Origin of the sequence: Cobetia sp. 1CM21F (assembly GCF_023161745.1) — a bacterium.
Lineage (GTDB): Bacteria > Pseudomonadota > Gammaproteobacteria > Pseudomonadales > Halomonadaceae > Cobetia > Cobetia amphilecti.
This window is the reverse complement of sequence record NZ_JALNTQ010000002.1, coordinates 1296757-1310226: the sequence shown is the minus strand read 5'-3', so window position 1 is coordinate 1310226 and position 13470 is coordinate 1296757. Positions and strand designations below refer to the sequence as shown.

Genomic DNA, 13470 nt, shown 5'->3' with positions numbered 1-13470 from the left:
CAATGTGTTGAGCTAACCAGTACTAATTGCCCGTGAGGCTTGACCATATAACACCCAAGGGGTTTGCGCAGGCAAACGCCGGGATTGCGACAGGATCGAGACATATCGGTCAGCATGATTCATATTGCGAGTCGCGAGGCCACAAGCCTCGAGACTCAGGCATCGCAAGATGCCACCGTTTCGCCTGACGACCATAGCGAGCGTGAACCACCCGATCCCATGCCGAACTCGGAAGTGAAACCGCTTAGCGCCGATGGTAGTGTGGAGTTTCTCCATGTGAGAGTAGGTCATCGTCAGGCACTTATACTGAACCGCCCCTGCAGCCTTGCTGCAGGGGCGGTTCTCTTTGTGGTGAGGAAAGTTGCGCAAAGCAAGAGATGTACGCGCTTCGTGAGGCGTCTGCTGCGCCCATGACTACGGCCTGAGCGTTGTCACAGCCCCATCACGTACATGCACGCTTGTAGAAGGCAGCGGTGAGAAGCTAGACTCCCCAGCCTTCTGTATTGGAGATGATGATGCAACCTCAAGAACTGTTGCTGTATTGCCGCCCTGGCTTCGAGGCCGACCTGGCCTCAGAAGTCAGCGAGAAAGCGGCGTATATCGGCACGCCGGGTTATCCGATTGCGGCACGCGACAGTGGCTTCGTGCGTTATGTGGTGACGGGTGATGAGCCCGCCAACGCCCTGCATCGTGACATGCCGCTACAGGCGTTGGTCTTCGCTCGTCAGACCCTGGTGGCACTGGAGCCGCTGGTCGGCATGTCGCGGGAGAATCGTGTCTCGCCGATTCTGCAGCAGGTGGTCGACGCCGGCTGGAGCTTCGAGGAGATCCGCCACGAGATGCCGGATACCAATGATGGCAAGGCACTGTCGGGGCTGGGCAAGGCCGTCGGTCGTCCGCTGGAATCCGCGCTCAAGAAGCGGGGCGCCCTGCGCCGCAAGGCCGGTGGTCGGGCGTTGCATGTCTTCTGGACAGATGGCGATGAAGTCCAGCTGGGCATGAGCTTCCCGGGCAACCGCAGCGAATATGCTAATGGCATTCGTCATCTGCGTTCGCCGAGTCGTGCGCCCAGCCGCTCCACGCTCAAGCTGGAAGAGGCGTGGCACGAATTCGTGCCGCGCGATCAGTGGGAGCGTCGCATCGCCACTGGCATGCAGGCAGCGGATCTTGGTGCCGCCCCGGGTGGCTGGACCTTCCAGCTGGTCGAGAAGGGCATGTTCGTGTTCGCGATCGACAATGGCCCGATGAACAAGGACCTGATGGCGACAGGGCAGGTCGAGCATCTCAAGGAAGACGGCTTCACCTGGGAGCCGCCGTTGCGCCTGGATTGGCTGGTCTGCGATATCGTCGACAAGCCGATTCGTGTGACCGAGATGGTCGAGCGTTGGCTGAAGAAGCGCTGGTGCAACGAGGCCGTCTTCAATCTCAAGCTGCCGATGAAGCAGCGCTGGAAGGAAGTCTCTCGCTGCCTCGACTATCTGGCCGCCAGTCTCGAGCGCTCCAACGTCGGTGCCGAGATTCGCTGTCGTCATCTGTATCACGACCGTGAAGAGGTCACTGTGCACGTGCGCATCACGCACTGATTGGCTGTTGCTCAATCAGCATGCACGAGTGGCACATGCCCCATACAAGAACCCCACGGCCTGTCCAGGCCGTGGGGTTCTTGTATGGGGGGCGTCTGATGCCTTCGCTCGCCGGAGAGGCGCGCTCAGGTATGCTCCAGCAGGATTATCCGCTCCGGTTGGGATAGCATGGGCGCCAGGCGCGCCATCATGCGATCTCTGGCCGGACTGACCGACCATTCCTGCCACGCTCGCGCATCGCGCCATGAGGTGATCAGGATGCGGTGACCCGCGCGGCCGGTTTCCATCAGATTCTCGCCCGAGATGAAGCCCGGGACATGCGTGGCCTCGCGTACGACTTCACGCGAGGCCTGTTCGTAATCCTGTTCCAGTCCCGGCATGATATGCCGTTCGATCAGAACCTTGATCATGCCTGTCTCCCCTTTTTTGTACGTGCCGCCAGCCAGGGCGGCAGGATTGTCAGGAGTCTTCGATGACCGATATCACATTGCCCGAGCCCGATGCCGAACTGGAAACCAGTGGCCTGTATTGCCCGGAACCCATCATGATGCTGCACAACAAGGTGCGTGAGCTTGCCTCGGGTGACCTGTTGCGGGTAGTGGCGACCGACCCTGCCACCACCCGTGATGTGCCCAAGTTCTGCGCCTTTCTCGGCCACACCCTGGAACTGAGCCACGAGACGCCGGAACAGTTCCTGTATTACATCCGCATCAGTTGAGCCGCATCCGCTGAATCGCTGGCCATGACTGGCCCTCAGGCTTCGCGGTCATGGACCTCGACGCAGACCTGATCGCTCTCGCCGGTCATCATCAGCGCGAGAGCCTCCAGCGTCGCCGGGTCCTGCTCGCGAATCTGATTGGCGATGGCGCGCTGGAAGAAATAGACCACATCATGCCGGCTGCGCCCCGGGTACAGGCAGTCGTCGCCGGCCAGCACCGGTGTCTGGGTGACGCGAGCCTCATCGACCAGCAAGGCCTCGATGTTGCCATCGCTGTAGAGACGCCAGCCGAAGACCTGCTTGAGCTGCCACTGTGTCTCGCCGTTGGTCATGCACAGCGCGTGGGTACCCAGCGTGTCCGGCAGTTGCTGCAGCAGCGTCGTCTTGTCCGAGACTTCATAGTCGTAATAGGCCGCGGCATGTTCGAGCTCGAACACCTTGTGGTCAGGCGCCAGCATGAAGACTTCGTCGGTTTCCGGGTCGCGATAGCCGACGAAATGCCCCTGCTGCGGGTCTTCCAGCTCGTGGCAGGGCATCAGTCCCTCCATCCACGGCACCATGCCGACGACTTCACCATCCTCGCGCAGCCCCCAGGCCAGCACCGGAATGCTGTAATAGCTGTCCGGATCGCTGTCGAGCTGATAGAGCATTTCCAACCCGTCGTGTTCCGGCGCCAGCCGGAGAATACGACGTCGTGCACGCATCCTGTCACGCATGACACTCAGGTCGATGACCTTGGCGGAGCGGGGGGAAGATACTGGTACGCCCATGACGAACCCTCCTCAGCAGCTTGTCGATCGTCCTCGGCGTGTGCTGGTGCGTTCTCTCGCTTCTGCCATGTGTGTCGTCAGCGAGAGAGCACTGCCTTGAATAACCATTAGCACAGCCAGAGCCTTGACGGTAACCCCTCCTTGGACGAAATGACCGTCTATCAGCTTTTTCGTGTTTAAACGCAAAAGCCCCGCGTCACCCTGTCGGGTGTCGCGGGGCTTGCTCATCAAGGCGTTTCAGGCAGCTGTCAGCCCAGTATCCAGGCCGAGCTTCCTGTTGGGATGCAGGCTGAGATGCAGGTGCTATCCGTCAGACATCACTGGCTCGCCAATGCCTCGTCACGCACGCCACGGCGCGCAATGATCCACAGGCGCCAGCCAAGCAGCAGCGCCGCCACGGTCAGGCCGGCCACCATGCCGATCCAGTAGCCATAGACGCCCATCTGCTCGATGGGCCAGGGCGAGATCGGAAAGGCCTCACTGCCGACACCCAGCAGGTGTCCGCCTCCCAGCCCGACCACCCAGTAGGCGAACATGGTGATCAGCATGATGATGCGCGTGTCCTTGAAGCCGCGCAGTGCCCCTGCCATGGCGACCTGCAGGGAGTCCGAGACCTGATAGAGCATCGCCAGGGTGATCAGCGACATGGCCAGGACCTGGACCTTGAGGTTGCTGGTGTAGAGCGCCACGGCCGGCTCGGCCAGTACCCAGATCACGATGTCATTCACCAGCGCCACCACCAGCGAGAAGGCCACGCCATTCCAGGCCACGAAACGTGCTTCGCGCATGTCGCCGCGGCCGATGGTGTGGCCGACGCGCACGGTAAGGGCCATCGCCATCGACAGCGGCAGCATGAACAGCAGCGAGGTGAAGTTGAGCGCGACCTGGTGGGCCGCGACCTTGATCTCGCCGAAGCTGGCCACGAACAGGGCGATGACCGTGAACAGCGTGACCTCGAAGAAGATCGCGATCCCGATCGGCAGGCCGACCTTGAGCAGTTCGCCCATCTGCTTGAAATGGGGGGCGCTGGGCTGGCACCACAGCGCCACGGCGCGATACGCGCTGCTGTAACGCGTGTAGGCGAACATGCTCAGGCACATGATCCACATCGCAAGGCCGGTGGCGATACCGCAGCCGGCGGCGCCCATGGCCGGAATGTCGCCCAACAGTCCCGGCAGGGTGATCCCCAGCAGGTCATCCACGCCCGCAGACCCGTAGATCAGCACGTAATTGAGCGGGATGTTCGATATCAGGCCGATCAGGCTGATGATCAGTGCCGGGCGGGTATGGTTCATGCCGTCCGAGTAGGCGCGCAGGACCTGATAGAAGGCGGCACCCGGCATGCCCCAGGCGATGGCCATCAGGTAGAGGGTCGCCTGCTCGGCCACGGCCTCAGGCACCTCCATCAGGGTGAAGATCGGCGCGGCCAGATACCACAGCGCAAGCCCGGACAGGCTGCCGAGCACCAGCGAGATCCACAGCGATTGATGCACGTTGCCACGCACCTCACCGCTGCGATTGCCCCCCATCAATTGCGCGACCACCGGCGTCAGACCCATCAGGGTGCCCGCCATCAGCAGCAGCAGGGGCACCCACAGGCTTGAGCCCACCGACACGGCTGCCAGGTCCGTGGCCGAGGAGCGTCCCGTCATCAACACGTCCACGGCACTCATGCCTGCCTGAGCCAGCTGCGCGCCACAGATCGGCAGCGCCAGGGTCAGCAGGCGTGAGGTTTCCGCTCTGACGCGGGGAATCAGTGGCGGAGGCGGAGAACCGGGGGCCGTCTGAGGCTTGGAGGGGGTGGATGAATCGGCGGGGGGCACGGCAGGCTCCTGCTAGTAATCGAGAATCATTCTTGCTTGGCGCGCCATCCTAGCAGATAAGCAGGTTTCATGAACGCAAGCTGATGAATTATCACGGCTGTAAGCGACACTGTCAGCTGAAATGACGCGCTATACGCTAGCCACGTACAATGAGCCATCCGACAGAGCAGGTTTTCCTGCCGCCATCGAATGCCCACACACTGCCAGCGCTTGCCGAGAATTGCCGTGTCGTCCCATGAGTCCCTACCTGCCGTCCATTGCTCTGATTCCGCCAGCGGGAGTCCCCGTCGTGCGCATGACCTCGCCACCTTGATGGCATTGTTCGACGGCCTGTTCGGCGACACCTTCAACACCTTGCTGCGCTGTGATCCCGAAGAGCCACTGTATCTTCCGGCCGGCATGCAGGGGGAAGGCAGGCATGTCCCGGAATCAGAGCTTGGCTATCACCGCATCTATCTGGCACGTGGCTTCTTTTCCAGCGCGCTGCATGAGATCAGCCATTGGTGCATCGCAGGCGCCAGACGGCGGCTCGAGGAAGATTACGGCTACTGGTATGCACCGGATGGCCGCGACGCCGAGCAGCAGCGTGCCTTCGAGAGTGTCGAGGTCGCGCCGCAAGCGCTGGAACTGCTGTTTCACCGGGCGGTGGGCAAGCCGTTTCATGTCAGCGTCGACAATCTTGAGCTGGAGGTGGATCGAGACGCCTTCGCGCAACGTGTGATGCAGCGCGCTGCCGATGTCGAGCAGCGCGGCCTGCCCGCCCGCGCCGCTGCCTTCCGCCACGCACTCGCCGGTGTCTGGCAGCAGGGGATGCCGCTTGAGCAGGCCATCGCCCATGCCAGGCCCCTGTTGCCTGCGGTGGGGGAGGACGGCCGACTGGCGTGATGCCTTGTCTGCGCATGCCAGTCGGCAGTGGCGTCGCCCGCTGGGCTTGCCTCCCGGAACTCGCCTACCTGAGCCGGATTGCATTATCTGCAAATCAGCGTTGCACTCACGTTGCAGGTGTCAGGGCTTTGTGATTAGAATGATTCGCATTGACACAATGGTTCCGCTTTTACTGGCCTGCAGGTCTGCAAATGGCAGTCCTCGTCAGGACAGGACACCTTGAACAGGGGTATTCGATGACTGCTGTATCCATGATTTCTGCATCCTCCGCTCGCAAGCTGTTGTTGAGTGCGCTGGTCGGCGTGACGGCTGTCACGGCCATGCCGGCGCAAGCCCAGGAAGAGGTGAACGTCTACTCCTATCGTCAGGCCTATCTGATCGAGCCGTTCCTCAAGGAGTTCACCGAGGAGACCGGCGTCAAGGTCAACGTGGTATTCGCCAAGCAGGGTCTGGCCGAGCGTCTCAAGCGTGAGGGTCGCAACACGCCGGCTGACGTCCTGCTGACGGTGGATATCGGTCGTCTGCAGGAGCTGGTCGACGAAGAGCTGGTCAAGAGCGTCAATGACGACGTCATCGAAGCCAACCTGCCCGAGCAGTATCACGGTCCTGACAACCAGTGGTTCGGTATCACCACCCGTGCCCGCGTGCTCTACACCAGCGTCGAGCGTCTCGAGGCCGGTCAGGTCGCAAGCTATGACGACCTGGCGGACCCGAGCCTCAAGGGCCGTGTCTGTTCGCGTGCCGGTGATCACCCCTACAACGTGGCATTGATCGCCTCGCGTATCGCCCACAACGGCGAGGAAGCGACCCGCGAATGGCTGGAAGGCTTCAAGGACAACCTGGCGCGCAAGCCGCAGGGCGGGGACCGCGATCAGATCAAGGCGATTCGTGACAACGTCTGTGACGTGGCCATCGGCAACAGCTACTACTACGGCAAGATGCTCGACAACGACGAGCAGCGTCCGTGGGCCGAGAAGGCACGCATCGAGTTCCCGGACCAGAACGGTGTCGGCACGCACATGAACATCTCCGGCATGGCGATGACCAAGTACGCGCCGCACGAAGAGAATGCGCTCAAGCTGATGCGCTTCTTGACCGAGAAGACCGCCCAGCACATGTATGCCGAGGTCAATTTCGAGTACCCGGCCAACCCGGCTGCCGAAAGCTCGGAGCTGCTGACGTCCTGGGGCGAGTTCAAGCAGGATGACCTCTCGCTGACCGAGGTCGCCAAATACCGCAAGCGTGCTGCTCAGATGGTCAATGAAGTCGGCTTCAACCAGTAACGGCACTCACCGCTGGCGTAAGCCATCGGGTGGGATGTCATGAACGAAGAGGGGCTGTCGCGATGCGACAGCCCCTCTTCGTTTGAGTGAACAATGTAAAATAGACGCAATTGCAGTTGGCAGGTCAGTGAGGAAGAACAGATGACGCAAGGCAAGCGGCTGTTGGCAAAGCGAGGTGCGAGCCTTGAAGAGGGAGCCTGCACGGCAACCAGCGCGACGGAGCTCGCCCTGGAGCGCGCGACTCACAGCACGTCAGGCGCCGAAGACGCGGCGATAAGACGCCGTCAGCGGCGCCTGGGCACGCACATGGGGTGGTTCGCGACGGCCTGGGGGGTCGCCGCGCTGGTGGTGATGCCGGTGCTGGCCGTCATCTGGCTGGCGTTGTTCGGCGATGATGGCAGTGATCAGGCCGGTGACGGCATCTGGCCGCACCTCGTCTCCACCGTGCTGCCTGACTACGTCATGACGAGTCTGGCGCTGGTGGCCGGCGTGGCGGTGCTCAGCGGCAGCATGGGCGTGGTGTCGGCGTGGCTGACCACCATGTATCAGTTCCCGCTGCGGCGTACCTTCGAGTGGTCGTTGCTGCTGCCGTTCGCGATTCCCGCCAACGTCATCGCCTACATCTACACCGATGTCTTCGAATATGCCGGGCCCTTCCAGGGCGCGCTGCGTGCGCTGTTCGGCTGGGACTCGCCGCAGGATTACTACTTCCCCGAGATACGCAGTCTGGGCGGCGCCATCCTGATGCTGTCGCTGGTGCTGTTTCCGTATGTCTTCATGCTGGCGCGCTCGGCATTTCTCGATCAATCACCGTCACTGCGCGATGCCAGCCGCACCCTGGGCTGCAATGGCTGGCAGAGCTTCTGGCGCGTGGCGCTGCCCAGTGCACGCCCGGCGATCGCCGTCGGCCTGGCGCTGGCGATGATGGAGGCGCTCAACGACTTCGGCACCGTCGATTACTTCGCGGTGCGTTCGCTGACTGCCGGTATCTTCAATGTGTGGCTCAACATGGGCAGCCTGCGGGGCGCGGCCCAGATCGCGCTGTGTCTGATGATCTTCGTGGTCACGCTGATCTGGCTGGAACGGCATGCCCGGCGCCGGCAGCGTCAGTTCGGCAAGGGCGATCGCTATCGTCGCTATCGTCGCCCGACCCTGCATGGCTGGCGCGCCGGACTGGCGACACTGGCCTGCCTGCTGCCGCTGCTGTTCGGCTTCCTGTTGCCGGTGGGGCTGCTGACGCGGCATGCCATTCGCTACTTCGAGGAGTCGTGGACGCCGGACTTCGCCGGTTACGCGCTCAATAGCCTGATGCTGTCGGTGAGTGCTGCCGTGCTGACGCTGATCATCGGGGTGCTGCTGGCCTACGCCAAGCGGCTGGATCGCACCGCCAGCGTACAGCAGGCGCTCAAGCTCTCGAGTCTCGGCTATGCCATGCCGGGGGCCGTGCTGGGGCTGGGCGTGCTGGTGCCGCTGTCCGGTTTCGACAATGCGCTGGACAGCTTCCTGCGCGCCAACTTCGGGTTCTCCAGCGGCCTGCTGCTGACGGGGACGATGGGCGCGATCATCATCGCCTATGTGGTGCGCTTCCTCGCCATCGCCGCGGGCTCCATCGAATCGAGCCTCGACAAGGTCACGCCCTCGATGGACATGGCGGCGCGCTCGCTGGGCGAGAATACCTTCTCGACACTGCGCCGGGTGCACCTGCCCTTGATCCGTCCCGGCTTGCTGACCGCGGCGCTGGTGGTCTTCGTCGATGCCATGAAGGAGCTGCCGGCCACCTTGCTGCTGCGGCCCTTCAACTTCGACACGCTCGCCACCCACGTCTATCAGTACGCCTCGGATGAAATGCTCGAGCAGGCGGCGCTGCCGGCGCTGGTGATCGTGGTGGTCGGCATCCTGCCGGTGATCGTGATCTCGCGCACCATCGTGGCCTCGCGCAGCGAGTCATGATGAAGACAGCGTCGGCATCAGCTTATTGCCAAACGGGAGTTGTTCCTCGTGTGGAGATCGCCTAGGGTGCAGCGCTCGACACTGACATGACAACGCCGGAGATGGTTCGCACGATGCTCAAGCCTTACGTAGCCAAGATGCGTGGTGGCCCCCTGAAGCGGGGCAGGCCGCATGTTGCCGATGCCCTGTGGTCGTGGCTCGGGGCCTTTCTGGGCATGGCGTTGATCGGCTGGCTGTCCTCGCACTACCTGGCGGTCAGCTCGCTGTTGCTGGTGGGGTCCTTCGGCGCGACCTCGGTGCTGCTCTACGGCGCGCCGCACAGTCCGCTGGCCCAGCCGCGCAATGTACTGGGCGGCAACATGCTGTCGGCACTGGTCGGTGTCGCCTGCTATCACTGGCTGGGCGATGGCTGGCTAGCGGCGGCCATGGCGGTCTCGGTGGCGCTGCTGGTCATGCAGCTGACGCACACCCTGCATCCGCCGGGTGGTGCCACGGCCTTGATCGCGGTGATCGGCGGTCAGCCGCTGCACGAGCTGGGCTACTGGTACGCCCTGTTGCCGGTGGGGCTTGGCTGCTTGGCGATGCTGGTGCTGGCGGTGTTGATCAACAATCTGGCGCGTCATCGTCGCTATCCGCTGCACTGGCATTGAGCCCATCGGATGCGCGTTTCTGCAGGCGACGGCGGAAGATGGTAGACTGGGCTATCGCCTGACGCGAGCGACTGGCAGCAGCCGGATGAGGTCCCTCTGACCGACTCTTTCTTCTCTGCGCCTGATACGCCTCGCTCCCTCTCCCGGCACGTGCCCGGCCAGGCGCCATTCCTTAATGATCGACCAGCACGTGGCCGGTCAGCCGAAGAGATATTGATGACTGAGACTACTGCCAATTCCGTCCCGGCGTTTGCCTCCCTGGGGCTGTCCGCTCCTGTCCTGAAAGCGATCGCCGAGATGGGCTATTCCACGCCGTCTCCCGTCCAGGCAGGTGCGATTCCTGCCGTGCTGGAAGGCCGTGATGTGATGGCTGCCGCGCGCACCGGTACCGGTAAGACTGCCGGTTTCGCCCTGCCGCTGGTCGAGCGCCTCTCGCAGAGCGCTCCCGCGGGTGCCCGCAAGATCAAGGCCCTGATCGTCACGCCCACGCGTGAACTGGCCGCGCAGATTGACGAGAACGTCACTGCCTATTCCCGTCACCTGAAGCTGCGCAATGCCGTGGTATTCGGTGGCGTGAAGATCAACCCGCAGATCAGCCGACTGTCCTCTGGCGTCGAGATCCTGACCGCCACGCCGGGCCGTCTGCTGGACCTGCACTCCCAGAAGGCCATCGACTTCTCCGATCTCGAGACGCTGGTGCTGGATGAAGCGGACCGCATGCTGGACATGGGCTTCATCCACGACATCCGTCGTCTGCTCAAGCTGCTGCCGACCAAGCGTCAGACGCTGCTGTTCTCCGCGACCTTCTCCGATGAGATTCGCGGCATGGCCAACAAGCTGCTGAATGACCCGGTGGCGGTGGAAGCCAGCCCGCGCAACACCACGGCCGAGAAGGTCGAGCAGCATATCCACACCGTGGAGAAGAGCCACAAGCCTTCACTGCTCAAGCACCTGATCATCAAGGAAAACTGGCACCAGGTGCTGGTCTTCACCCGTACCAAGCACGGTGCCAACCGTCTGGCGACCAAGCTCGAGAAGTCCGGCATCAGTGCCGCGGCGATTCACGGCAACAAGAGCCAGAATGCGCGTACCAAGGCACTGGCCGGCTTCAAGAACGGCGAAGTGCGCGTGCTGGTCGCGACAGATATCGCGGCGCGTGGTCTGGATATCGAGCAGCTGCCGCAGGTCGTCAACTACGAACTGCCCAACGTGCCGGAAGACTACGTGCACCGTATCGGGCGTACCGGCCGTGCCGGCGCCAGCGGGCGTGCCATCTCGCTGGTCTCCAGCGATGAGCGCAAGGAACTCGGCGGCATCGAGCGTCTGCTCAAGGGCAAGCTCAAGCGCGTCGAAGTGGAAGGTTTCGTGCCGGAAGTCGATGTCGAGCCGGAGCGTGAGCCGCGTCAGCCGCGTGGTGGTCAGCGCTCGGGCGGCCAACGTACTGGCGGCAAGCCTGCCGCTGAAGGCCGTGGCAATGGCGGCCAGCGCTCTGGCGGCCAGCGTACTGGCAGCAAGCCTGCCGGTGAAGGCCGTGGCAATGGCAGCCAGCGTTCTGGCGGCCAGCGCACTGGCGGCAAGCCTGCTGGTGAAGGTCGTGGCAATGGCGGCCAGCGTTCTGGCGGGCAGCGCTCTGAAGGTCAGCGTTCTGGCGGCGCGCGCTCGGGCGGCCAGCGCACTGGTGGTCAGTCTCAGCAGACCGCGCGTGTCGATGATGACAACCGCGGCAACCGTGCACCGGTGCAGCGTGAAGTCGATGGCAATCGCGTCGCGCCGCAGACGGAGGTGAACGGCAACCGTGCGCCGAATGCGCCGAGCAATGATGAGCGCCCGCGTCGCCGCTCACGTGGTGGTCGCAACCGCTCCAGCGGTGGCAACGGTGGTGGCCGCTCCAACGGCTGAGCCGCGCCGTAGAGGCCAAGGCTGGAACGCAAACGCCCCGACAACCTTGCGGTTGTCGGGGCGTTTGCGTGTCAAAAGCAGGAGCGTCTGATCAGACGTCTTCTTCCCAGTCGATCTCGTAATCCGGGCCAGTGCCCTGGATGTCCTGCTCGCCACGCACGCCATCACCGCGCAGGCGGGTATGGATGGCCAGCATCACCAGCACCTCGTTGTCCGGGCGGAACGGCTGCAGGCCCTGTTCGAACAGCATGTTGTTGCGCTCGCGCGCCCAGTCACCTGGGGCAAGCTCAGGGTAGAGGCCTTCCGCCGGCGCGAACTCGATGAAGGGGTCCATGTTGTAGGCGTCGAACAGGCGGGCCAGTGCCTGCTCGTCATCCATGACGCCGGTGGTATAGAGCGTGGTCTGGTAGTAGTCCTGCTCCAGCTCCTTGAGCACATCGAGGGGGCTGACGCCGAAGCTGCGCAGGTCGTCCAGGCTGTAGTCGCCCAGCTCCAGCATCTCGCCATCCAGCCATTCGTCATCCGGCTGGATCAGCACATGCTTCATCTGGCCATCGGGCAGCGCCCAGGCGATGGCCAGCGGCAGACTGGAGTCCTCGCCGGTCTCGACGGCGATGAAGGCGGGGAAGTCCCCTGTTTCGGGTTCATATTCGTGCATGGTGATGTCCAGAGCAGGGAAGCGTGCAGGGAAAGTCGTTGATGCCGATTACAGGCGGAAGAAGCGTGTGGCAGTGGCGGTGGTGGCCTCTGCGAGCTCTTCCATGTCGATACCACGCAGCGCCGCGACCTCTGCCATGATCCACACCAGCAGTGAAGGTTCATGACGCCGCCCCTTGAGCTTGGCGGGCAGATTGCGCGGTACCAGATAGGGGCAATCGGTTTCCAGCATCAGGCGTTCGAGGGGAATCTCGCGGCACAGGCTGCGCAGGTGTTCGCCTCGGCGCTCATCACACAGCCAGCCGGTCAGACCGATGTGCAGATCGAGATCGAGATAGCCGTAGAGCGTCTCGCGCTCACCGGTGAAGCAGTGCACGACGGCGTGGCTGATATCGTCGCGCCAGTGCTTGAGCATCTCGAGCATCTGGCGACCGGCGTCACGTTCATGCAGAAACAGCGGCAGGCCTGTCTCGGCGGCCAGCGTCAGCTGCGCTTCGAACGCTCGGGCCTGTTCGGCGGGCGTCGAGAAGTTGCGATTGAAATCGAGGCCACATTCCCCCACCGCGACGACCTCCGGCTGCGCCAGTAGCTCTCGGATGCCGCGTTCGACGCCATCGTTCCGCTGGCTGGCATCATGCGGATGCACACCGGCGGTGGCAGAAAGGCCACGATAGCGTGCCGCCAGCGCCTGGGCCTCACGCGAGCCATCCAGGCTGGTGCCGGTCAGGATCTGCTGGCTGACGCCCGCCGCGCGTGCTCGCAGCAAGGTGCCCTCGACGTCGCGCGCGTAGCTCTCATGCGTCAGGTTGACGCCGATGTCGACCAGCGCAGAGGGGCTGGCGAAACGCAGCTCCGGTGCCAGCAGCGTCAGCGCGGCCGCGATATCGGCCTCGCCGAGTTCAAGGTCGTCACACAAGGCGGCAAGCGTCTCGTCGGACAGCCGCTCGCTATCATAGTAGGGCAGGGAGGCAGGATCGGCATGCGGGGGAAGCGCGGACATCGGACACCCTTGGGATCGCGGGGAGGGAGAAGACACGTGACAGCGCAAGGTCGGGCAATAGCCCGTCGGCCTGGCACTCGATAGCGCTGCATGACAGGCGGGCCTTGGCAGTGCAGGGCACGTGACGTGATTTCAAGCGGTCGGCCATTCTACCCAAGGCGCCGGCGTCTTTCAGCCCTTGCGGCGTCTTCCATCGCCTGCACGCTGCGCCTCGGGTAGAATGGCAGCATTCTCCGGCGCGCGTCGCTGGCG

At 63.3% G+C, this 13470-nt stretch carries 11 protein-coding genes, 1 rRNA gene and 1 pseudogene; 8 read left to right on the top strand and 5 right to left on the bottom strand.

Annotated features, from left to right (window positions below; all coding sequences use genetic code 11):
* The first annotated feature begins 183 nt into the window (after positions 1–183).
* Positions 184–299: ribosomal RNA gene (gene rrf / locus MSG32_RS11310) — 5S ribosomal RNA — on the top strand.
* 210 nt (positions 300–509) lie between these two features.
* Entirely contained in the window at positions 510–1583 is a 1074-nt protein-coding gene (gene rlmM, locus MSG32_RS11305) for a 23S rRNA (cytidine(2498)-2'-O)-methyltransferase RlmM (RefSeq protein ID WP_043335379.1), read from the top strand.
* Between the two features lie 125 nt (positions 1584–1708).
* Here rlmM and MSG32_RS11300 read toward each other — a convergent pair whose 3' ends face one another.
* Positions 1709–1993, bottom strand: a complete 285-nt coding sequence (locus tag MSG32_RS11300; RefSeq protein ID WP_043335322.1) for an antibiotic biosynthesis monooxygenase — start codon at positions 1991–1993, stop codon at positions 1709–1711.
* 62 nt (positions 1994–2055) lie between these two features.
* On the opposite strand from MSG32_RS11300, the gene tusA reads away from it, so the two are divergent.
* The gene (gene tusA / locus MSG32_RS11295; RefSeq protein ID WP_248379643.1) at positions 2056–2301 is read left to right on the top strand and encodes a sulfurtransferase TusA; all 246 of its coding nucleotides are present in this window, start codon (positions 2056–2058) and stop codon (positions 2299–2301) included.
* 35 nt (positions 2302–2336) lie between these two features.
* Here the strand turns inward: tusA and MSG32_RS11290 are convergent, their stop codons facing one another.
* Both MSG32_RS11290 and MSG32_RS11285 read right to left on the bottom strand, forming a co-directional pair.
* Positions 2337–3071, bottom strand: a complete 735-nt coding sequence (locus MSG32_RS11290; RefSeq protein WP_052384769.1) for a hypothetical protein — start codon at positions 3069–3071, stop codon at positions 2337–2339.
* A 317-nt stretch (positions 3072–3388) separates the two neighbouring features.
* Positions 3389–4828 (bottom strand): MATE family efflux transporter, encoded by a 1440-nt coding sequence (locus tag MSG32_RS11285; protein ID WP_248379709.1) that lies wholly within the window; start codon positions 4826–4828, stop codon positions 3389–3391.
* A 378-nt stretch (positions 4829–5206) separates the two neighbouring features.
* Here MSG32_RS11285 and MSG32_RS11280 point away from each other — a divergent pair, with 378 nt between their 5' ends.
* The 5 genes and pseudogenes from MSG32_RS11280 to MSG32_RS11260 all read left to right on the top strand — a co-directional run.
* Positions 5207–5779 carry an elongation factor P hydroxylase gene (locus MSG32_RS11280; protein WP_107335481.1) on the top strand — a complete coding sequence of 191 codons (573 nt, stop codon included), beginning with the start codon at positions 5207–5209 and terminating at the stop codon, positions 5777–5779.
* Between the two features lie 236 nt (positions 5780–6015).
* Entirely contained in the window at positions 6016–7062 is a 1047-nt protein-coding gene (locus MSG32_RS11275; RefSeq protein WP_225347558.1) for a Fe(3+) ABC transporter substrate-binding protein, read from the top strand.
* Positions 7063–7368: 306 nt separating this feature from the next.
* Positions 7369–9012: an iron ABC transporter permease gene (locus MSG32_RS11270; protein WP_107336652.1), complete on the top strand. Its 1644-nt coding sequence runs from the start codon at positions 7369–7371 to the stop codon at positions 9010–9012.
* 113 nt (positions 9013–9125) lie between these two features.
* Positions 9126–9662, top strand: coding sequence for an HPP family protein (locus MSG32_RS11265; RefSeq protein WP_043335366.1), 537 nt, complete (start codon positions 9126–9128; stop codon positions 9660–9662).
* 216 nt (positions 9663–9878) lie between these two features.
* Positions 9879–11003 (top strand): annotated as a pseudogene (locus tag MSG32_RS11260) (DEAD/DEAH box helicase); the annotation flags it as partial.
* 649 nt (positions 11004–11652) lie between these two features.
* Here MSG32_RS11260 and MSG32_RS11255 read toward each other — a convergent pair.
* Together MSG32_RS11255 and MSG32_RS11250 are read right to left on the bottom strand one after the other, a co-directional pair.
* Complete coding sequence (locus MSG32_RS11255; RefSeq protein WP_225347560.1) at positions 11653–12219, bottom strand: hypothetical protein; 567 nt, start codon at positions 12217–12219, stop codon at positions 11653–11655.
* A 48-nt stretch (positions 12220–12267) separates the two neighbouring features.
* Entirely contained in the window at positions 12268–13218 is a 951-nt protein-coding gene (locus MSG32_RS11250; RefSeq protein ID WP_248379641.1) for a TatD family hydrolase, read from the bottom strand.
* Positions 13219–13470 lie beyond the last annotated feature (252 nt).